Here is a 19,058-nt window from a genome sequence, read left to right as displayed (position 1 = left end):
TCTTAATTTTCGGGTACGCAATTTACGGAAATCTTAAAAAATAGACGGATGTTTTAACAATTATAAATAAGAAAGGAATGCCCATCTCTTTCGAGTAGAGATATATTCTAAATTATGTTCATTTTGATAGGCCTCTCGTTCAAAACTTAGGTTTTTATAAGCTAATGATGTTTTTCGATAAATTAATAGCTTAATAAGCCATTCTAAAAAATAGAAAAGATAAAAGAAGACAATTAGTAACTCTAATTGCTGTTTTAAGTGTATTTTTTCATGATTTATTAAAACAGGATCACCTTTTAAATCTTCTCTTTTTAAGAATATAAAAGGGTATAATGTCATTCCAGAAAATCCTTTTGGTATTATATGTTTTGAAATAAATATCATAAACTTGTTCATGCAATAAACTTACCAAAGGTACAATTTATTGTTAGGACAAGAGTAAAAATACAAGAAGAAGAAAAATTTATACTTTTTAAAGATGCTGTTTTTAACTGTATAGACTTATATTTGTGCAAACTTCAAAGAAATGGATTTTTTAACTCTAAAATATAAAAAGAGGATTGAAGCTCAGTACCACAGAGCCGATATCCGTTATCCATAGTTTCTTCATTTTTACGATTATAAACAGATTTAAAATTAATATGTTTTCATTTTTTAATTGGAAACGATAAACCGTATAAAATGACTTTTAAAGAACAAATAAAACAAGGAATACCTACTACATTACCTCCAAAAAAGGAGTATGACACCACCATAAATCACGCACCAAAACGTAAAGAAATTTTAACTGATGAAGAGAAGAAATTGGCTTTACGTAATGCATTGCGTTATTTTGATAAAAAACATCATTCAGCATTATTACCAGAATTTGCTGAAGAATTAGAGAGGTACGGACGAATTTATATGTATCGTTTCCGTCCTGATTATAAGATGTATGCGCGTCCTATTGAAGAGTATCCAGGGAAATCAGAGCAAGCAAAAGCGATTATGGTAATGATTCAAAATAATTTGGATTATGCAGTAGCACAGCATCCTCACGAATTAATTACTTATGGTGGTAATGGAGCAGTATTTTCTAATTGGGCACAGTATTTATTAACCATGAAGTACTTATCTGAAATGACCAATAAACAAACTTTGGTAATGTATTCAGGACACCCAATGGGATTATTCCCATCACATAAAGATGCACCAAGAGTAGTGGTTACCAATGGTATGATGATTCCGAATTATTCAAAACCAGATGATTGGGAAAAGTTTAATGCGTTAGGAGTAACTCAATATGGGCAAATGACAGCAGGAAGTTACATGTATATAGGTCCACAAGGAATTGTACATGGAACAACAATTACTGTGTTAAACGGATTCAGAAAAATAGGAAAGTCTCCAAAAGGTAATTTATTTGTTACTGCTGGTTTAGGAGGAATGAGTGGTGCGCAACCAAAAGCAGGAAATATAGCAGGTTGTATTACAGTGTGTGCTGAGGTGAATCCGAAAATAACGCAGGTTCGTTTAGATCAAGGTTGGATTGATGAAAAAATCACCGATTTAGATGAATTAGTAGCACGTGTTAGAAAAGCAAAGGAAAACGAAGAAGTTGTTTCGTTAGCATATTTAGGAAACATCGTGGATGTTTGGGAAAAGTTTGCTGAAGAAAATGTGTATATTGATTTAGGTTCAGATCAAACATCGTTGCACAATCCATGGGCAGGAGGTTATTATCCAGTAGATATGTCGTTTGAAGAATCAAACGAAATGATGGCGAATAATCCAGAGTTGTTTAAAGAAAAAGTACAAGAAACCTTACGTCGTCACGCAAAAGCGATTAATAAACATACAGAAAAAGGAACGTATTTCTTTGATTACGGGAATGCCTTTTTATTGGAAGCGAGTAGAGCAGGAGCTGATGTAATGAACCCAAATCCGACGTTAGGAAGAGAGTTCAAATATCCTAGTTATGTACAAGATATTATGGGGCCTATGTGTTTTGATTATGGTTTTGGGCCTTTCCGTTGGGTATGTACCTCAGGAAAATCAGAAGATTTAGCCAAAACGGATGCGATTGCTTGTAAGGTATTGGAGAAAATTATGAAAAAATCTCCAGAAGAAATCCAACAACAAATGGCAGATAATATTCAGTGGATTAAAGGAGCGCAAGAAAATAAGTTAGTTGTAGGTTCACAAGCACGTATTTTATATGCAGACGCTGAAGGACGTATGAAAATAGCAGAAGCGTTTAACAAAGCAATTAAGAAAGGAAAAATTGGCCCAGTAGTCTTAGGTCGTGATCATCATGATGTATCTGGAACTGATTCACCTTACCGTGAAACTTCTAATATTTATGATGGTTCGCGCTTTACAGCAGATATGGCAATTCATAATGTAATAGGAGATAGTTTTAGAGGAGCTACTTGGGTTTCTATTCACAATGGAGGTGGAGTAGGTTGGGGAGAAGTAATTAATGGAGGGTTTGGCATGCTTCTTGATGGTTCTAAAGATGCATCAAGGCGCTTAAAATCAATGCTTTTCTGGGATGTGAATAACGGAATAGCAAGACGTAGTTGGGCACGAAATAATGAAGCTGTTTTTGCTATTAAACGTGCCATGGAAGTTGAAAAGAAACTAAAAGTTACACTTCCAAGCTTAGTGGACGATGCGTTATTAGAAAACATGTAAACTCTTAGAAAATGAAAAATTTAAAATTACTTTTTTTGCCAATTGTAGCTTTACTAATTACTTCATGTAGTTCAGTAAGAGTAGTAACGGATTATGATACACAAACAGATTTTAATCAATACAAAACGTTTGCGTTTTACAAAACAGGTATAGACAAAGCTCCAATCTCTGATTTAGATAAAAAACGTATTATGCGTGCTATTGAAGCAGAGTTGACGGCGAAAGGGATGACAAAGTCAGCTACCCCAGATGTTTTAGTGAGTTTGTTTACAAAGTCTCGTGAACGTATTAATGTGAATGATAATTTCTATGGAGGATTTTACTATCCATGGTATTATGGACCAAGTCCAGTAACTGTTTCTCAATATACCGAAGGTACGTTGTTTATTGATTTGTTAGATGCTGACAAAAAAGAGTTAGTATGGCAAGGGATAGGAACGGGAGCTTTGAGTACAAGTAGTGTAGAAAGAAAGGAAGCTCGTATTAAAGAATTTGTGGCTGAGATTATGGCGGAGTATCCACCTAACGCTAAAAAGTAAGATTCAAATTTTTTAAGATATACAAATACGTTAAGCAGAGCTATAAAGTCTGTTTAACGTATTTTTTTATGATATTTGTAGTATGAGAAATAAGATATTAAAACCCACTCCTGATGAGTATTATACTAATGAGCAAGGGTATAGGGTTTTTAAAGAAGCGTATCATTTACGACGAGGATATTGTTGTAAAAGTGGTTGTAAACACTGTCCGTATGGATATGATAAAAATACCGATAGTTTCAAATAAATGTGACAATAAATAGTTTATTGTTTCTAATAGATAAAATCAAACAAGTAGACATGAAAAAAATTACAGTATTCTTTATTGCACTTACTTTTATGGGATGTGCAGAATTACAAAAAGTAGTAAATCAATTACCACAAGGAGGGGTGTTAACACAAGAACAGATTGGTAATGGTTTGCGTCAAGCTTTAGATAACGGAATTCAGCATCAAGTAACTAAATTAACTTCAAAAGATGGTTTTTATAAAAATGACTTGGTAAAAATTTTATTACCAGAGGAATTACAAGCAGTAGACAAGGGGTTGAGAAAGATAGGTTTAGGTAATTTAGCTGATGAAGGATTAAAAGCAATTAATAGAACTGCTGAGGATGCTGTAAAAACAGCAACTCCAATTTTTGTGAACGCCGTTAAGGAAATTACGTTTACAGATGCAAAAAATATTTTATTAGGAGCTGATAACGCAGCGACTTCTTATTTAGAAGGAAAAACAACTTCTGCATTATATGCTGAGTTTAATCCAGTTATTAAAAACTCATTTTCGAAAGTAGGAGCTGATAAAATTTGGTCAAACTTAATCACGAAATACAATAGTATTCCGTTTGTTAAAAAAGTGAATCCAGACTTAACAGACTATGTAACAACTGAAGCGTTAGATGGTGTGTTTACTATGATTGCGGTTGAAGAAAAAGGTATACGTAATAAAGTAGGATTACGTAATACAGCGTTATTACGTCAAGTTTTTGCTTTGCAGGATAATAGATAAATTATAATTGCTTACTAGCAATTTTTTCAAAAAAGGACTTTTTGTAGGTGTTACCAATAGGAAGTTCTTTTTTTTGTATCCATAATGAATCATTTTCAATTTTATCAATAGCCTTAATTGAAATAATGTATGACCTGTGTGTTTGGATAAAATTATCTTCAGGTAAACTGCTTACTAGGTTTTTTAAGGTGCTGTAAGTAATAATTCGCTCATTTTTTAAGTAAACTGAAACGTAGTTTTTTAAGCCTTCAATAAATAGAATATCATCTAAAAAAACTTTTGAAAACTTTTTTTTTCCATCTGTTTTTAGAAAGAAATAATCATTTTCAGTGTTCTGGTTTATTTTTTGGTCTGACTTGGTAATTTTTTTATGAACTTTTAAAACAGCTTTGTAAAATCGATCAAAATCAAAAGGTTTTAGTAAATAATCAATAGCAGCAATATCATAACTCTCTAGGGCAAATTGAGGATAAGCGGTCGTAAAAATGATATTAGTTTTATTACTAATAATTTTAGACAATTGTATGCCCGTAATTTCAGGCATTTGTATGTCTAAAAAAACTAAATCAATAGTCCCTTTTTCTATTTCTATTAAGGCTTCTAACGGATTTGTGTAAGTGCTGTTTACTGAAAGAAAAGGAACTTTATCTACATACTTTTCTAACAAGCGAATAGCTGGCGGTTCATCATCAATGATAATACAAGTTAGTTGTTTACTCATAATGGAAATTGTAGGTATGCGTTAAAAATATTATTACTTTGCTGAAAAGTTAGTAAAAAATTGTCATTATATAGAACTTCTAATCTTTTTCGAATGTTTTCGGTTCCAATACCAGTTTCCATATATTTTTCAGAAGTGTTTGTGTGGTTTTCAGTGGTAACTACCAAGCTAATATCATCAATAGTTATGTTTATATTGGCAGGTTTATTCGGGTTGTTTATAACTCCATGCTTACAAACATTTTCAATAAAATTGATTAAAATTAACGATGGTATTTTATGGCTTTTAGGATTTCCGTGAATAGTTAAACTAACATAAAAATTACTTTCATATCTACGTTTAAAGAAGTGTAGATAGTCATTAAGAAACTGTATTTCATTTTCTAACAAAACAAAATTTTCAGATGTTTCATAAGTAACATAACGTAGTAGATGTGAGAGTTTTAAAATGTCGTTAGCAGTTTCTGGTTGTTCATCATATAATTCTATGTAAAAACCATTAAGTACATTAAATAAAAAATGTGGGCTTATTTGAGATTTTAAAGTGGTTAATTGTGCTTGTTGATGTTTTATTTCTAATAAATGAAGTTTGTTTTTGTTTTCTCTATATCTAAAAAATAAATATACCAGAGTACTATATAAAGAAGCTTTAAAGCTGAAAATGAAGCTATCGAAAAAATAAGTAAAAACTATACTTTGATTGTTAATGTTGTAATTATTAATATTGAATAATATGGGAGATAGAATTTCTTCTAGTAAAAAACGAATTCCTGCAAAAACAAAAACCATAAAAATAACCGAAGCTCCAAATAGTATATACTTTTTCGTATTAAAAAGTCTAGGGAGTAAATAGTAGTAGTTAAGAAAATATACAGTAAAAAAACTAATACTAAATGTTAGTGTAAAAAGGAGGGAGTAATTTATAGGTAACCTGTTAGATGAGGTAAAAAAATTCCAACCAAAATCTAATAAAATTAGTAGGGCTATAATGAGTAAGTTGTATTTTAATTCTTTTGAAAACTTCATTATTCAAAAATAAGTGGAATATTCTTTAAGAGATTAAAAATAGGACAAATCAATGTTTTGTTATTACAAAAGCATGTTTTTGTAAAACTAACATGAGTTTTTTGTTAAAAGAAACTACTTGTGTAAAAGAAATCGGAGTTGGTGTAATAAAAACTAATAGGCTGAATTAACGATGTATTCTTGTGTAGAATTTTAAAAACAAAAGAATGAAAAAATATTTAGTATTGTTATTTGGGGTATTGTTACAATTTTCTTGTCAAAATAAAGGAAAAAAACTATTAGATAAAGACCAGGCAATTTTGAAGCCTTATGCATCTTATTATCCAAGTAGTAAAACCAAAGTGTTGGTGGTTGGAACCTTTCATTTTTCTTATCCAGGGTTAGATTATACTAAAACAAAAGAAAATGATAAGATAGATGTGCTAAGGGAGCCAAAAAAATCAGAAGTAACAGAATTAGTAGAATATATCAAAAAGTTTAAACCAACTAAAGTAGCTATTGAAGCAAAACCAAGTTGGAATATGAATAAAAGGTATAAAGAATATAAAAAAGGGGAGCACAGAAACGAAAGAGGTGAAGATTATCAGTTAGGGATGCGTATAGCAAATGATTTTAATTTAGATACTATTTACTCTATAGATGCAAATACATTAAGTAATGATTTGTCTAAATTAAACCCTGAGTTCATGAAAGAGTTATCGAAAGATTATGACTTTAAATCAGGTGATCCTTATAGTAAAATGGTTCAAAAATCATTTGATGAGGACGCTAAAATTCCTTCTAAAGTGAATTTACTAGAATATTTTAAACACATGAATTCTATTGAGGGGCACAAAAATAACTACGGTGCTTATTTGGTTGGAGATTTTAAATTGGATAATAATAGAGGTGCAGATTTTTTATCTATTTGGTGGTATAACCGTAATCTTCGAATTTTTAGAAATATTCAGAAGATAGACCATACAAAAGAAGATAGGATTTTAGTAGTTATAGGTAATGGACATGCGTCTGTATTAAGGCATGTGATAGAATATTCCCCAGAATATGACTTTGTAGAATTCAGTAGTTTACTATAAAATAGAAGAAGTTTTATAGAGATAGTTTAGATAAAAAAATAATTTTTGGATGGTATATGATATTTTTTGAAGATTTTAAGAGTAGAAATATGATTTGTAAATTACAGAATAAGGGTTGTTAATTATAATAAAAGAGGGTTTTCCCCTTTTTTATTATTTGTAGGTTTTTATGTTTTTGTAAATCAAATAATTATGTATATTTATAAGCCGTGTTAACCCAATTATAAATGTCAAGAATTAATCAATTACGTAGATACAGAAAACATCTTGAAGAGAGATATCTAAGGTTGGTTGAGACAGCTAATGATTATAAATATGAAGATGAGTGTAAAAGTGATCGCTCAGCATTCAAAGCGATGAAGATATTGGAAAAACTAAATAGAATAAAATATTTAGATGAAGATATGTCAAGCCCTGTTGTGTAACTCCTTAAAGTAATCAAAAGCTTTTAACAGTCTACTACCGTACCAAGAAAAGTATTCACCGTCAACCAAGATAGGAGTCAGGTTGTTAGTGTGTTCTATAATCTCAAGAATGTGTTTTTCTTTGAAAGGAAAAGGTTCAGAAGAAAGTAAAATTAATTCTGGTTTTTTCTTATTGATATTTTTTATATCAACTTCTGGATACCTTTTTTCGTTAGCATAAACATTTTCAAATTTGTTTAATTCTAGCAGGTGATTTATAAACGTATTACTTGCTGCAACCATCCAAGGATTTCTCCAAATAAAATAAGCAACTTTTCTACTTTTTTTATTTTCAATAAACTTTTTAAAATCAATTATTTTTGACTCTAATTTATTAGTTATTTTTTTAGCTTCAATTTGCTTCTCAAAAAAACTTCCGTACAAAGAAATTAACTCTATGGAGTCTGTAAGTGTAAAAATATCAGAAACATGGGTAAATGCTACTTGCTGGCAGGCTTCTACTATTTCTTTGGTGTTTTCTTCTCTGTTACAAAGAATAATGTCTGGTTGAAGCTCTTTAATTTTATCTATTTTTATGTTTTTGGTGCCACCAACAATAGTTTTTGTTTTAGTTAAGTGTGTTGGGTGAACGCAAAATTTTGTTATTCCTAATATATTGTCTTCGAGACCTAAATCAACTAAAAGTTCTGTTTGACTAGGAACTAAAGAAATAATTCTTTTATATTTTTTGTTAGTGTTCATTAAACAAAATTAATGATTCAAAAGAAAGGATTGTTATTTAACTCCCATAAGTTCTTGAAAATCTTTTTTATAGCTTTTACTTACTCTAAAGGTTTTGTTATCGTTAATTTTTACATCTGTCTCACCATAATTGGAAGTGATGATCTCATCAATAAAATTAGAGTTGATTATAGTAGATCTGTGAATTCTAACAAAAAAATTAGAGTTTAACCTTTTAATTATGCTTGATAAAGATTCACGTAGTAGATACTTTTTATTATCAGTAGTGAAAATTTCTACATAATAACCTGAAGCGGATATATACTTAATAGCGTTTCGTTCTAAGAAAATTATTTTGTTTCCCGATTTAATATTAATCTTGGTTCCTTTTACAGGCATTTCAATGGGAGTCTTCTCTTTTACTAGATCTATGATGTTATCTAAATCTGAAAGTTTTTCTATTTTCTTATAATCAATAACCTTTTTAATAGAAGCATAAAAACGATCTTCTTTTAATGGTTTTAAAAGATAATCAAAAGCAAAGTAGTCAAAAGCTTTCACAGCATGTTCGTTAGAAGAAGCTGTGAAAATAAAAATAGGCTTTTTAGGTAGAGTTATTTTTTCGATAATATCAAACCCAGTCATATCGTTTATTTTGGTGTCAAGATATACAACATCTGGGTTTAAAGTGTTGATTTTCTTTATAGCGTCTAAGCCATTAGAACATTCATCAATAATTTCTATAAAATTATAATTACTTAGTAATTTTTTAAACCTTAATCTAGCAGCTTTTTCGTTATCAACGATTAGAATAGATAATTTCATTTACATTTTGTTTTCTTAACAGATATAACATTCGAACCTAATGAGAGCCTTAAATTTAAGCTAGTTAAAAATTAGTTAAAATAAAAGCCAAAATTTAAGAATGTCAAATTAGCTCTATAGACATTGAAGGGGACCAATATTTAATTATAATATTAAGACGCTGCAAAAATAAAGAAGAATCTTTTTCTAATTGAACTAAAATAAGTTTTTTTAAAAAAATTAACATTATTTAGTATTTGGTTGTTTTATTCTTTTTAAGTCTCACTTCTTAAAATTGTTTTTTCGCATCAAAATAAAGGATGTTAACTTCAAATATCTGTTAACAAAAACTTATAGCCTTTAGATTTACAACTGTTAATTAATAAAAATTTAATAATTTATGAATCTACATTTAAAAAATGTGATCTGTGTTTTATTCTTTTTCAGCTTTATGCTGAATGTGAATGCACAGGAGAAAAAAATCACAGGAGTTGTATCCGATAGTGCTGGGCCTTTACCGGGCGTTAGCATTGTGATTAAAGGTACGATAAAAGGTGCTGAAACAGATTTTGATGGAAATTATACCATCAGTGCTAAAACAGGAGATACCCTTGTTTACATGTTTTTAGGTTATGCTAAGGTAGAAAAAATTGTAGGGGAGTCATCTACAATTGACATAACTATGCAAGAAGATGCTAACATCTTAGATGAAGTAGTTGTGTCTGTAGCTTATGCGGCTAAAAAAAAGAAGGATATTATTGGAGCGGTGAGCGTTGTTTCTGCTAAAGACTTAGGGGATTTAAAAGTAACAACAGTAACTGAAGCTTTACAAGGGACCTCAGGATTGTCTTTGGTTAATACTTCAGGACAACCAGGATCTAGTCCAACAATCAGGATTAGAGGTGTTGGGTCGTTACAAGGTAACATTGACCCTCTTATTATTGTTGATGGAGCTCAGTTCGCTGGTAACTTAAATTCTATTAATTTTAATGATGTTGAATCTTATTCCGTTTTAAAGGATGCAGATGCTGTGTCTCTTTATGGTAACAGAGGAGCTAATGGTGTTATAATCATTAAAACGAAATCAGGTGTTAACACAGATGGTGAAGGAATAATAGAGATTAATACAAGTTATGGGTTTTCAGATAAGGCTACAGATGACTACTCTTATTTAAATTCAGAACAAATTCTTGCTACATCTTGGCAAGCTATTAGGAATGAAAGGTTAGATCAAGGAGATACTGCAGAACAAGCAGCTGCTTTTGCTACATCTAATTTAATAGGTGATCTTAAAGCTAACCCATACAACATTGCAGAGCCTATAGGTGTTGATGGAAAACTTAAGTCTAATGCAAAATTATTATATAACACTAACTACTATGATATTTTAACTCAAAATGCTACTAGAAGAGATGTGTCTTTAGTCTTAAGAGGAGGAAATGATAAAACTAAATACTTTGTATCTGGTGCTTTTTTAGATAGCGATGGGTTTAGTTTGAATTCAAAATTTAGGAGATATACAGGAAGGGTAAACGTATCATCAGAAGTTAAACCTTGGTTAACTGTAGGTGCTAATTCTTTTGTAACTATAAGTGAATCAAACTCACCGACACAAGATGGTAGTACTTTCGCAAATAATATTCAATATGCTAGATCAGTTTCCTCTATCTATCCATTGTATCAGAGAAATCCAGATGGAAGTTTTATTTTAGATCCATTAGGAAATAAACAATATGATTTTGCAGAATCAAGAGGTTTCTTTGGAGCATATAACCCTGTAGCAGAAACTTATGGAAGCCCAAACTTATTTGAAAGAAATACGTTCAATTTTTCTCCATATATTACAGTGAAGTTTAACGATAAGCTAAACTTTAAGTCTCAATTCAATTATACAAATTATTTATATGAGACTAATTCGTTTAATAATCATTTTACAGATGGTGAGGATGCCATAGTAAATAACCGTTCTAGTAGTAAAGAACGAAATACTACAAAAACATGGAATGTTATTAACACATTATCTTATAAAAATACTTTTAACGATAAGCACACATTAACTGCTTTATTAGGTCAAGAAATGTATGATAGAACCTATAATCGTGTTAATGCTACTTCTACAGGTTTTATTTTTGAAGACTTACCAGAATTAGATAACGGTGCTACACCGACTACTGTAGGTTCTATTATAGAAAAAAATAGGTTATATAGTTTCTTTGGAAGATTAGATTATAACTTTGATGAAAAGTATTATTTCGGTACAGGTGTTCGTAGAGATGCGTCATCAATTTTTGCACCAGATAACAGATGGGGTACTTTCTGGTCTATTGCTGCAGGATGGAGTATTTATGATGAATTTTTAAAAGGAAGCGAAACTGTAAATTCGTTAAAATTAAGAGCTAGTTATGGTACAGTTGGTAACCAAAATATTAATCAACAGTTTACTTATATTAACGAATATGGTTTAGGGTTTAACTTATTAACTAACCCAGGTTTTACACCTATTTCTTTAGGTAATCCAGATTTAAAGTGGGAAACTCATAACAAATTAAACGTTGGTTTAGATTTTGGTTTCTTTAATAATAGACTTTATGGTAGTGTAGAATATTACGATAACCGTGTATCAGATTTATTATACTTACAAGTACTTGCTCCATCATTAGGTTCAGAAGGTGCTGGTATAGATGGAAATGGTGATCCAAGACAATTAGCTGAATGGAAGAACTTTGGAGAGTTAAGTAACAAAGGTTTTGAATTAAGCTTAAATTCTGTAAATATTAGTAATGATAAATTTAGATGGACAAGTTCATTCTCTATATCAACTAATAAAAATAAAATTGAAGATATAGCACAAACAGAACCAAGAGGATCTTTCCGTTGGGAAAAAGGGAGAGATCGTTATGAGTTCTTTATGAGAGAATGGGCTGGAGTAGACCCAGCAACAGGTAATCCACAATGGTATAAAGATGTTACCGCTAATGATGGTACCGTAACAAGAGAGAAAACGTCTACTTATGCAGATGCTACCAGATACTACACAGGTAAATCAGCTTTACCAGATTTTGAAGGAGCATTAGGAACTAAATTTGAATACAACGGTATTGATTTAGCTTTAAACTTCACTTATAAGTTTGGAAACTATGTTTACAATACAGACTATGCTTCTTTAATGAAGGCTAGAAATATAGGAGAACAATTAAGCTCAAGTGTTTTAGACGCATGGCAAGAGCCAGGGGATGTAACAGATGTTCCTAGGTTAACTACAGAAAATGATAATTTTGGTTCAAGATCTACCAGATGGTTACAGAAAGGTGATTTTATCAGATTAAGAAACATTTCATTAGGTTATAACTTAGATCAAGAAATGTTAGATAAATTAAACATCAGAAGATTAAGAATCTATTTATCTGCAGACAATTATTGGACATGGACCAAAGAAGATAATATAGATGATCCTGAACAAGCATTTAACGGTATTACAGATAATAGATCGACCGTTTTAAAAACAATTAGTTTAGGAGTTAATATTTCATTATAAAAAAGTAAAGAAATGAATAAAATACTTAAATACACACTTATATGCTCTCTTTTTATAGGACTTTCGTCTTGTAGTGATGAGTTTTTAGAGGAGCCAGTACCAACAGGTTCGGTGACTGGTGATGTAGCGTATACTACAGAGGCTGGTGTAAATGCTGCAATGACAGGGATGTTTAACGTCTTAAGAGATTACAGGGCAAGTCATGATACTTGGGGATCTAAAGCATACTACTTAGGAGCAGATGTAATGGGGACTGATCTTACTGTGCCTGATTTTAACTGGTATATTTTCGAACACAGATGGAATGTAACAGAAAATGCTAATGGAAGAAGAAACAATTGGGCATGGGAATTATACTATTCTGTAGCTAATATCGCACGTACTCATATTCAAGGAATATCTAAATCTTCATTAGCAGATGATTTTAAAAAGAGTACTATTGCTGAGTTACAGGCAGTTGAAGCTTATTGTTATTTTAACTTAGTGAGATATTATTCAGGATCATATCTTTTAGGAGCCGATAAACCAGGTATTCCTTTATATGATGCGCCTATAGTAGATGGAATTACACCGGCTGCTAGAGGAACTATTCAAGATGTTTATGATAGAATTATATCTCAATTAGAAGCAGCAATTCCTAGTATTAATGAAGGGAAATTGAAGTACCGTTTTAATAAACCTGTTGCAGAAGGAGTATTAGCTAGAGTATATCTTGAAGTAGGTAATTGGGCAAAAGCAGCAGAATATGCAGCAAAGGCTAAAACGGCTTACCCGTTGATGGATGCAGAAGATTATAAAGCAGGATTTAATTCTTATGATAATGGAGAATGGATGTGGGGATTACCATTTAACGCAGATCAACAACAAGGTTTTGCTAGGTATTATTCTTTTATAGATCATTCTAGTCCAGGATATAACGTAATATACGTGAGTAAAGACTTTGAAGCTTTGTTTACTAGTGATACAGATGTAAGAAAAGAATTAATAGTTTCTACAGGTCGTACTGAAGATACACATTTATTTAGAACTTCAAAATTTAGAGATTTAACAGATAGATCTGGAGACTTAGTGTTTATGAGAGCGTCTGAAATGTATTTAATAGAGGCAGAGGCTAGAGCTGAAATGAATGATTTACCTGGAGCAAAAAATGTTCTATTACAATTATTAAAAGTTAGAGATCCTAATGCAACTTTATCTACAGCAGCAACAAAAGAAGACTTAGTAGAAGAAATCCTTATAGAAAGAAGAAAGGAGCTTTACGGAGAATTAGGTGTTTCTTGGTTCGATCTTAAGAGAAGAAATAAAGGAATTTCTAGAAAAGGAAGTGCTTATAGGTTTGAAGTTGAATTCCCTGCTGGTAGTCCAAGATGGACATTTAAAATTCCTCAAGCTGAAATAGATAAGAATCCAAATATTTCAGAAGCAGATCAAAATTAAAAAATAAGTGCTAAAGAAATTATGATTTGACTTATTAAAGTTAAATATTCATTCCCCTAAAAAGAAAGGGCTGAGTTTAAACTCAGCCCTTTTCATATTAAAGTAGTAGTTTTTCAGTTCAAAAAAGGGGTGATTCAAATCAAAATTATAACAATAAAGAGTTAAGCTTAATACATTTGTGCTAACTTATACCAACTTTGTTTTCATTGGTGTAATTATTTGAATTAATTATATAAGTCAAGGAGTCATTAACCTTGGCTTTTTTTATTTTAAAATATTTTCCATTTGTTGTTGTAACTCTTTAGCTTTAGCAGCAGCAGCCTCAGCAAAATCATTCTCGTTAGAAGCATAAATAATTCCACGAGAAGAATTAATTAATAAGCCTACAGTATCCTTAGTCATCCCGTATTTACAAACTTCTTCTAAACTACCTCCTTGGGCACCAACCCCAGGAACTAATAAAAAGCTTTCAGGAATAATTTTTCTGATATCAGCTAAATATTCAGCCTTCGTAGCGCCAACTACGTACATTAAATTCTGTGAGTTTTTCCAAGATTTAGAAGTTTCAATTACTTGTTTGTATAACTCTTTACCATCAACAGTTTTTGTTTGGAAGTCAAAAGCGCCTTGGTTAGAAGTTAAAGCCAACATAATAGTATGTTTATCTTCAAAAGCTAAAAAAGGTTCAACAGAATCTTTTCCCATGTATGGAGCAACCGTTACCGAGTCAAAAGCTAAGTCTTCAAAAAAAGCTTTTGCATACATGGTACTAGTATTACCAATATCACCACGCTTAGCATCAGCAATGGTAAAAATTTCAGGGTGTTTTTCGTTTAAGTAATTAATCGTTCTTTCAAGAGATTTCCAGCCTTTAATTCCATAAGCTTCATAAAAAGCAGTATTAGGTTTGTAAGCTACACAAAGATGGTGAGTAGCATCAATAATAGCTTTATTAAAGGCAAAAATAGGATCTTCCTCTTGAAGTAAATGTGCTGGAATTTTGTTTAAATCAACATCTAATCCAATACATAAAAATGATTTCTTTTTTTGAATTTCAGATACAAGTTGTTGTGTTGTCATGTGTTGTTGTAAAAGTTAGGCAAAAGTACATAAATTTAGCAGTTTCTGTTATCTTTGTTATATATGTTTCAATATATCGTTAACAAAATTTTTTACGGATTCTTAACACTGTTTGGGGTAGTTACTGTAATATTCTTACTGTTTAATATCTTACCCGGTGATCCAGCTCGTATGATGTTAGATCAGAGAGAAGACACCGAACAACTACAAAATATTCGAAAAAAATACGGATTTGATAAACCTGTATTCACACAATATTTGTATTATTTGAATGATGTTTCTCCGTTGTCGTTTCATAGTAAAAACACAGATGATTATACCTTTTTATTAGAAGAAAAATACAATGCGCAACACTTATTTTCTATAGGAAATACAGAGGTGGTTGTAAAAACGCCGTATTTACGTCAATCATTTCAAAAAAACGGAAAAAATGTTTCCGAAGTAATTAAAGAAACGTTACCCAATACAGCAATTCTAGCGGTGGTAGCCATAACCATTGCTTTAATTTTAGGAATTATTTTAGGAGTCTTTTCGGCCTTATTTAAAGATACATTTTTTGATAGAATCATAGCAGTCATTAGTACTTTAGGAATGAGTGTTCCTTCTTTCTTTTCGGCAATTTTATTTGCTTGGTTATTCGGTTTTGTATTACACAAGTACACAAGTTTAGAAATGACTGGAAGTTTGTACGAAGTAGATGATTTTGGAGAAGGAATGCATATTCAATGGAAAAATTTAATGCTACCAGCAATAGTGTTAGGTATTCGCCCGTTAGCAGTGGTAATTCAGTTAATGCGAAACTCGTTGTTAGAAACGCTGAGTCAAGATTACATACGAACTGCAAAATCAAAAGGGTTAAAGATGTATCAAGTAATAAAAAAGCACGCCTTAAAAAACTCATTAAACCCAGTAATAACAGCAATTTCTGGATGGTTTTCATCTATGTTAGCAGGCGCGGTTTTTGTAGAGTATATTTTTAACTGGAACGGATTAGGAAAAGAAATAGTAAACTCGCTAAATACTCTTGATTTACCCGTAATTATGGGAGCTGTTTTAGTAGTGGCTACGTTATTTATAATCATAAATATTATAGTAGATATTTTATATAGCTGGTTAGACCCTCGAATAAGATTACAATAAATGAGAACATTTTTTTTATTAACAATCATAGTTTTTTTATCAAGTTGCGCTGTTTTTCAGCCAAAACATTTTACTGAAACATCTTTGAATGAAGAATTACTAACTTTAGAAAGAGAGTCAATTTCATTTAAGGAAGTCTTAAAGCGAAATAAAGGCAAAAAGATATTTGTACAAATATTTGCAACCTATTGTCCCTATAGTCAAAAGAGCTTTAAAGATGTGCTTTCATTTCAAAAGAAAAACTCACAATTTGAATATGTGTTTTTATCGGTAGACCATTCGTACCATGATTGGAAAAGAGGTTTAGAAAGTATTCCTGTTAAAGGACAGCACTATTACATTCAGAAGAAAGGTAAAGGTGAACTTGGAAAGTTTTTAAAACTAAAAACAATTCCACGATTTTTAATTGTTGATGAAGAAGGAAGTATTGAGATATTTAAATCGTCAAAGGTGTCGGATAAATTAATTCGTTAAAGCCTAGAAAAAATGTAATTTTGCAAACATAAAATCAATAACCAGAAAAAATAACACACGTGAGACAAAAAATAGTTGCAGGTAACTGGAAGATGAATAAAAACCTTGATGAAGCAAAAGAATTAATTGAGGGAATAAAGGAAGAAGTAAAAACTGGTTTAGAAGAAGGTACTAGAGTGATAGTTGCTCCTAGTTTTGTAAACCTAGAGTCAGCAGTAAAAAACACTGAAGAATCACTTGTAGAAGTTGCCGCACAAAACATGCATCAATCTAAAAGTGGAGCGTTCACAGGAGAGGTTTCAGCAGATATGCTAACAAATTTAGGTGTTAGCATAGTAATTTTGGGGCATTCTGAACGTAGAGAATACTTTGGTGAAACGGATGAGTTATTAGCTCAAAAGGTAGATGCTGCTTTGGTGAACGGATTAGAAGTAATTTTTTGTTTTGGAGAATTATTAGAAGATAGAAAGTCAGGAAATCATTTTGGGGTGGTTGAAAGTCAGGTTAAAAAAGCATTGTTCCACTTAAAAGAAGAAGCTTTTAAGAATATTATTTTAGCCTATGAGCCAGTTTGGGCTATTGGAACAGGAGAAACAGCTTCACCAGAGCAAGCACAAGAAATGCATGCTTTTGTAAGAGAAATTTTTGCTAAAGAGTATGGAAAAGAAATAGCAGATACCATTTCAATTTTGTATGGAGGAAGTGTAAAACCAGCCAATGCTAAAGAAATTTTTTCTAAGCCAGATGTTGATGGAGGTTTAATAGGTGGAGCGGCATTAAAAGTTGAAGATTTTGCAGCAATAATTAAATCAATTTAATGGACAATATTTATATAGAATATACTTTTGAAGTAACACCAAAAGAACCAACTACAGAAATTCTAATCGCTGAGTTAGGTGCCTTAGGGTTTGAAAGTTTTGTTGAAAATGAAAATGGAGTTATAGCATATATCCAAAAAGAAGATTGGAATAAAGATATTTTAAATGATGTTTTTGTTTTAAACTCAGAAGAGTTTTCAATTGACTATAAACACAAAGAGATAGAACAAACGAATTGGAATGAAGAATGGGAAAAGAATTTTAATCCTATTCAAGTAGACGATTTGGTTAGTATCCGAGCTCCATTTCATGAAAACCCTAACTTGAAGTACGATATCGTTATTGAGCCAAAAATGAGTTTTGGTACGGGACATCATGAAACTACACACATGATGGTACAACATTTGATTAATTTAGATGTAGCGAGTAAAAAAGTACTAGATATGGGGTGTGGTACAGGGATTTTAGCAATTTTTGCAGAAATGAAAGGAGCACAACCTATTGATGCTATAGATATTGACGTTTGGTGTTATGAGAATTCATTAGAGAATGTAGAAAGAAATAACTGTAAACATATTTCGGTTTATGAAGGAGATGCATCTTTATTAAAAGGGAAAAAATATGATGTTATTATAGCGAATATCAACCGAAATATTTTGTTAAATGATATGGAAACCTACACGAGTTGCTTAACTGAAAAAGGAGTTTTATTATTAAGTGGATTTTATAGTGAAGATATTCCAGTGATTGATAATGAGGTTTCTAAGTACAGTTTAACATTAAAAGATACCATAAAAAGAAATAATTGGGTAGCTTTGCAGTATCAAAAATAAAACAAATGAGTACGATAGAAAAAATTCAAGAAGAGCTTGATGTTTTATTAAATGAAACAAGAAAGCATGAAATTGTTTTGCATAACGATGATGTAAATACTTTTGATTTTGTAATTGATAGCCTTGTAACTGTATGTGATCATACATTAGAGCAGGCAGAACAATGTACTATCTTAGTACATTATAAAGGTAAGTGTTCGGTTAAAACAGGAGAGTATAAAGATTTAGAACCAAGATGCTCTAAATTATTAGAATTAGGTTTATCAGCAGAGATAATATAAGAATGGAGAACATTTTTAGGTATTACGAATTTTCAGGTTTTTTAAAAGATAACTCAGGAACGTTTCAAGAAAACGAAATAAGTTTTTCGGAACTGAACAAAGAACATTTTTTAATTTTTGAAAAAAAAGATTCACAATATAACTTGTACGTATCAAAATACAGCTCAAAAAAGAGTATAGGGAAGGAGCCACCAGAAATACTGGAGCTATTGATAGAAAATTACGATAAGTCTATACCAGAGCACAGAATAGTACTTAGAAAATATTTATATTAAAAACTCAAAATTTATTTTGAGTTTTTTTTATGTTTTTAGGTGACCAAATTAAAAATATAGTGTCATAATAATGTAAGCAAAATAAAAGAATATAATTTTTTAAAAGATATTACCTCTTAAATGCATAACTTCTCTTTTTTGCCTAAAGCTTGTAAAGGGAAGTTATTTAATTTTTAAAAATAGTAGTAGTT

At 30.9% G+C, this 19,058-nt stretch carries 20 protein-coding genes; 14 read left to right on the top strand and 6 right to left on the bottom strand.

All coding sequences use genetic code 11. From position 1 onward, the window contains the following. Positions 1–60: 60 nt before the first annotated feature. Positions 61–384: a hypothetical protein gene (locus NH341_RS06675; protein WP_047788453.1), complete on the bottom strand. Its 324-nt coding sequence runs from the start codon at positions 382–384 to the stop codon at positions 61–63. Between the two features lie 297 nt (positions 385–681). Here NH341_RS06675 and NH341_RS06670 point away from each other — a divergent pair, with 297 nt between their 5' ends. The 4 genes from NH341_RS06670 (at position 682) to NH341_RS06655 (ending at position 4,223) form a co-directional block, all read left to right on the top strand. Next, the gene (locus NH341_RS06670; protein ID WP_253056124.1) at positions 682–2,676 is read left to right on the top strand and encodes a urocanate hydratase; all 1,995 of its coding nucleotides are present in this window, start codon (positions 682–684) and stop codon (positions 2,674–2,676) included. 11 nt (positions 2,677–2,687) lie between these two features. Further along, on the top strand, positions 2,688–3,215 hold the full coding sequence (locus tag NH341_RS06665; RefSeq protein ID WP_159613565.1) for a DUF4136 domain-containing protein: 528 nt from the start codon (positions 2,688–2,690) through the stop codon (positions 3,213–3,215). A gap of 82 nt (positions 3,216–3,297) precedes the next feature. Continuing rightward, positions 3,298–3,462, top strand: coding sequence for a DUF5522 domain-containing protein (locus NH341_RS06660; protein WP_159432107.1), 165 nt, complete (start codon positions 3,298–3,300; stop codon positions 3,460–3,462). A gap of 53 nt (positions 3,463–3,515) precedes the next feature. After that, positions 3,516–4,223: a DUF4197 domain-containing protein gene (locus NH341_RS06655; protein ID WP_253056122.1), complete on the top strand. Its 708-nt coding sequence runs from the start codon at positions 3,516–3,518 to the stop codon at positions 4,221–4,223. A gap of 1 nt (position 4,224) precedes the next feature. Here NH341_RS06655 and NH341_RS06650 read toward each other — a convergent pair whose 3' ends face one another. After that, positions 4,225–4,944, bottom strand: a complete 720-nt coding sequence (locus tag NH341_RS06650; RefSeq protein ID WP_253056120.1) for a LytTR family DNA-binding domain-containing protein — start codon at positions 4,942–4,944, stop codon at positions 4,225–4,227. Beyond that, positions 4,941–5,969: a sensor histidine kinase gene (locus tag NH341_RS06645; protein WP_173359871.1), complete on the bottom strand. Its 1,029-nt coding sequence runs from the start codon at positions 5,967–5,969 to the stop codon at positions 4,941–4,943. Before NH341_RS06645 ends, NH341_RS06650 begins: the two co-directional genes overlap by 4 nt. Before the next feature lie 206 nt (positions 5,970–6,175). On the opposite strand from NH341_RS06645, the gene NH341_RS06640 reads away from it, so the two are divergent. Further along, on the top strand, positions 6,176–7,045 hold the full coding sequence (locus NH341_RS06640) for a DUF5694 domain-containing protein (protein WP_253056118.1): 870 nt from the start codon (positions 6,176–6,178) through the stop codon (positions 7,043–7,045). 227 nt (positions 7,046–7,272) lie between these two features. Next, positions 7,273–7,470 carry a hypothetical protein gene (locus tag NH341_RS06635; RefSeq protein ID WP_047788449.1) on the top strand — a complete coding sequence of 66 codons (198 nt, stop codon included), beginning with the start codon at positions 7,273–7,275 and terminating at the stop codon, positions 7,468–7,470. Here NH341_RS06635 and NH341_RS06630 read toward each other — a convergent pair. Then, positions 7,453–8,211, bottom strand: coding sequence for an ABC transporter substrate-binding protein (locus NH341_RS06630; protein ID WP_159613573.1), 759 nt, complete (start codon positions 8,209–8,211; stop codon positions 7,453–7,455). The genes NH341_RS06635 and NH341_RS06630 overlap by 18 nt on opposite strands. Positions 8,212–8,244: 33 nt before the next feature. Then, the gene (locus NH341_RS06625; protein WP_159613575.1) at positions 8,245–9,015 is read right to left on the bottom strand and encodes a LytTR family DNA-binding domain-containing protein; all 771 of its coding nucleotides are present in this window, start codon (positions 9,013–9,015) and stop codon (positions 8,245–8,247) included. A 379-nt stretch (positions 9,016–9,394) separates the two neighbouring features. Between NH341_RS06625 and NH341_RS06620 the strand changes: the two genes are divergently transcribed. Next, complete coding sequence (locus NH341_RS06620) at positions 9,395–12,529, top strand: TonB-dependent receptor (RefSeq protein ID WP_159613577.1); 3,135 nt, start codon at positions 9,395–9,397, stop codon at positions 12,527–12,529. A gap of 12 nt (positions 12,530–12,541) precedes the next feature. Beyond that, positions 12,542–13,966, top strand: a complete 1,425-nt coding sequence (locus NH341_RS06615) for a RagB/SusD family nutrient uptake outer membrane protein (RefSeq protein WP_159613579.1) — start codon at positions 12,542–12,544, stop codon at positions 13,964–13,966. 264 nt (positions 13,967–14,230) lie between these two features. Here the strand turns inward: NH341_RS06615 and pyrF are convergent, their stop codons facing one another. Next, positions 14,231–15,046 (bottom strand): orotidine-5'-phosphate decarboxylase, encoded by an 816-nt coding sequence (gene pyrF, locus NH341_RS06610; protein WP_253056116.1) that lies wholly within the window; start codon positions 15,044–15,046, stop codon positions 14,231–14,233. 63 nt (positions 15,047–15,109) lie between these two features. Between pyrF and NH341_RS06605 the strand changes: the two genes are divergently transcribed. Genes NH341_RS06605 through NH341_RS06580 form a run of 6 tightly spaced genes read left to right on the top strand, consistent with a single transcriptional unit; the run spans position 15,110 to position 18,867 of the window. Further along, positions 15,110–16,186 carry an ABC transporter permease gene (locus tag NH341_RS06605; RefSeq protein WP_253056114.1) on the top strand — a complete coding sequence of 359 codons (1,077 nt, stop codon included), beginning with the start codon at positions 15,110–15,112 and terminating at the stop codon, positions 16,184–16,186. Then, positions 16,187–16,660: a thioredoxin family protein gene (locus NH341_RS06600; RefSeq protein ID WP_159489905.1), complete on the top strand. Its 474-nt coding sequence runs from the start codon at positions 16,187–16,189 to the stop codon at positions 16,658–16,660. It abuts the gene before it with no gap. 59 nt (positions 16,661–16,719) lie between these two features. Beyond that, positions 16,720–17,478 carry a triose-phosphate isomerase gene (gene tpiA, locus NH341_RS06595; RefSeq protein ID WP_073181586.1) on the top strand — a complete coding sequence of 253 codons (759 nt, stop codon included), beginning with the start codon at positions 16,720–16,722 and terminating at the stop codon, positions 17,476–17,478. Beyond that, a complete protein-coding gene (prmA, locus tag NH341_RS06590) occupies positions 17,478–18,311 on the top strand; it encodes a 50S ribosomal protein L11 methyltransferase (RefSeq protein ID WP_047788438.1) in 834 nt (277 codons plus the stop codon). Before tpiA ends, prmA begins: the two co-directional genes overlap by 1 nt. Before the next feature lie 5 nt (positions 18,312–18,316). Beyond that, positions 18,317–18,592: an ATP-dependent Clp protease adaptor ClpS gene (locus tag NH341_RS06585; protein ID WP_047788437.1), complete on the top strand. Its 276-nt coding sequence runs from the start codon at positions 18,317–18,319 to the stop codon at positions 18,590–18,592. 2 nt (positions 18,593–18,594) lie between these two features. Continuing rightward, positions 18,595–18,867 (top strand): hypothetical protein, encoded by a 273-nt coding sequence (locus NH341_RS06580; protein ID WP_047788436.1) that lies wholly within the window; start codon positions 18,595–18,597, stop codon positions 18,865–18,867. The last annotated feature ends 191 nt before the right edge of the window (positions 18,868–19,058 follow it).

Source organism: Tenacibaculum sp. XPcli2-G, from assembly GCF_024124505.1.
GTDB classification, from domain to species: Bacteria; Bacteroidota; Bacteroidia; order Flavobacteriales; family Flavobacteriaceae; genus Polaribacter; species Polaribacter mesophilus.
Note: the sequence above shows the minus strand (reverse complement) of the source record. Positions and strands in the feature narration are given on the sequence as shown.

Bases quoted from the DNA above. Each gene is read 5' to 3' on its own strand.
- NH341_RS06675 (WP_047788453.1), bottom strand. From the start codon at position 384: ATGATATTTATTTCAAAACATATAATACCAAAAGGATTTTCTGGAATG.
- NH341_RS06670 (WP_253056124.1), top strand. From the start codon at position 682: ATGACTTTTAAAGAACAAATAAAACAAGGAATACCTACTACATTACCT.
- NH341_RS06665 (WP_159613565.1), top strand. From the start codon at position 2,688: ATGAAAAATTTAAAATTACTTTTTTTGCCAATTGTAGCTTTACTAATT.
- NH341_RS06660 (WP_159432107.1), top strand. From the start codon at position 3,298: ATGAGAAATAAGATATTAAAACCCACTCCTGATGAGTATTATACTAAT.
- NH341_RS06655 (WP_253056122.1), top strand. From the start codon at position 3,516: ATGAAAAAAATTACAGTATTCTTTATTGCACTTACTTTTATGGGATGT.
- NH341_RS06650 (WP_253056120.1), bottom strand. From the start codon at position 4,944: ATGAGTAAACAACTAACTTGTATTATCATTGATGATGAACCGCCAGCT.
- NH341_RS06645 (WP_173359871.1), bottom strand. From the start codon at position 5,969: ATGAAGTTTTCAAAAGAATTAAAATACAACTTACTCATTATAGCCCTA.
- NH341_RS06640 (WP_253056118.1), top strand. From the start codon at position 6,176: ATGAAAAAATATTTAGTATTGTTATTTGGGGTATTGTTACAATTTTCT.
- NH341_RS06635 (WP_047788449.1), top strand. From the start codon at position 7,273: ATGTCAAGAATTAATCAATTACGTAGATACAGAAAACATCTTGAAGAG.
- NH341_RS06630 (WP_159613573.1), bottom strand. From the start codon at position 8,211: ATGAACACTAACAAAAAATATAAAAGAATTATTTCTTTAGTTCCTAGT.
- NH341_RS06625 (WP_159613575.1), bottom strand. From the start codon at position 9,015: ATGAAATTATCTATTCTAATCGTTGATAACGAAAAAGCTGCTAGATTA.
- NH341_RS06620 (WP_159613577.1), top strand. From the start codon at position 9,395: ATGAATCTACATTTAAAAAATGTGATCTGTGTTTTATTCTTTTTCAGC.
- NH341_RS06615 (WP_159613579.1), top strand. From the start codon at position 12,542: ATGAATAAAATACTTAAATACACACTTATATGCTCTCTTTTTATAGGA.
- pyrF (WP_253056116.1), bottom strand. From the start codon at position 15,046: ATGACAACACAACAACTTGTATCTGAAATTCAAAAAAAGAAATCATTT.
- NH341_RS06605 (WP_253056114.1), top strand. From the start codon at position 15,110: ATGTTTCAATATATCGTTAACAAAATTTTTTACGGATTCTTAACACTG.
- NH341_RS06600 (WP_159489905.1), top strand. From the start codon at position 16,187: ATGAGAACATTTTTTTTATTAACAATCATAGTTTTTTTATCAAGTTGC.
- prmA (WP_047788438.1), top strand. From the start codon at position 17,478: ATGGACAATATTTATATAGAATATACTTTTGAAGTAACACCAAAAGAA.
- NH341_RS06585 (WP_047788437.1), top strand. From the start codon at position 18,317: ATGAGTACGATAGAAAAAATTCAAGAAGAGCTTGATGTTTTATTAAAT.
- NH341_RS06580 (WP_047788436.1), top strand. From the start codon at position 18,595: ATGGAGAACATTTTTAGGTATTACGAATTTTCAGGTTTTTTAAAAGAT.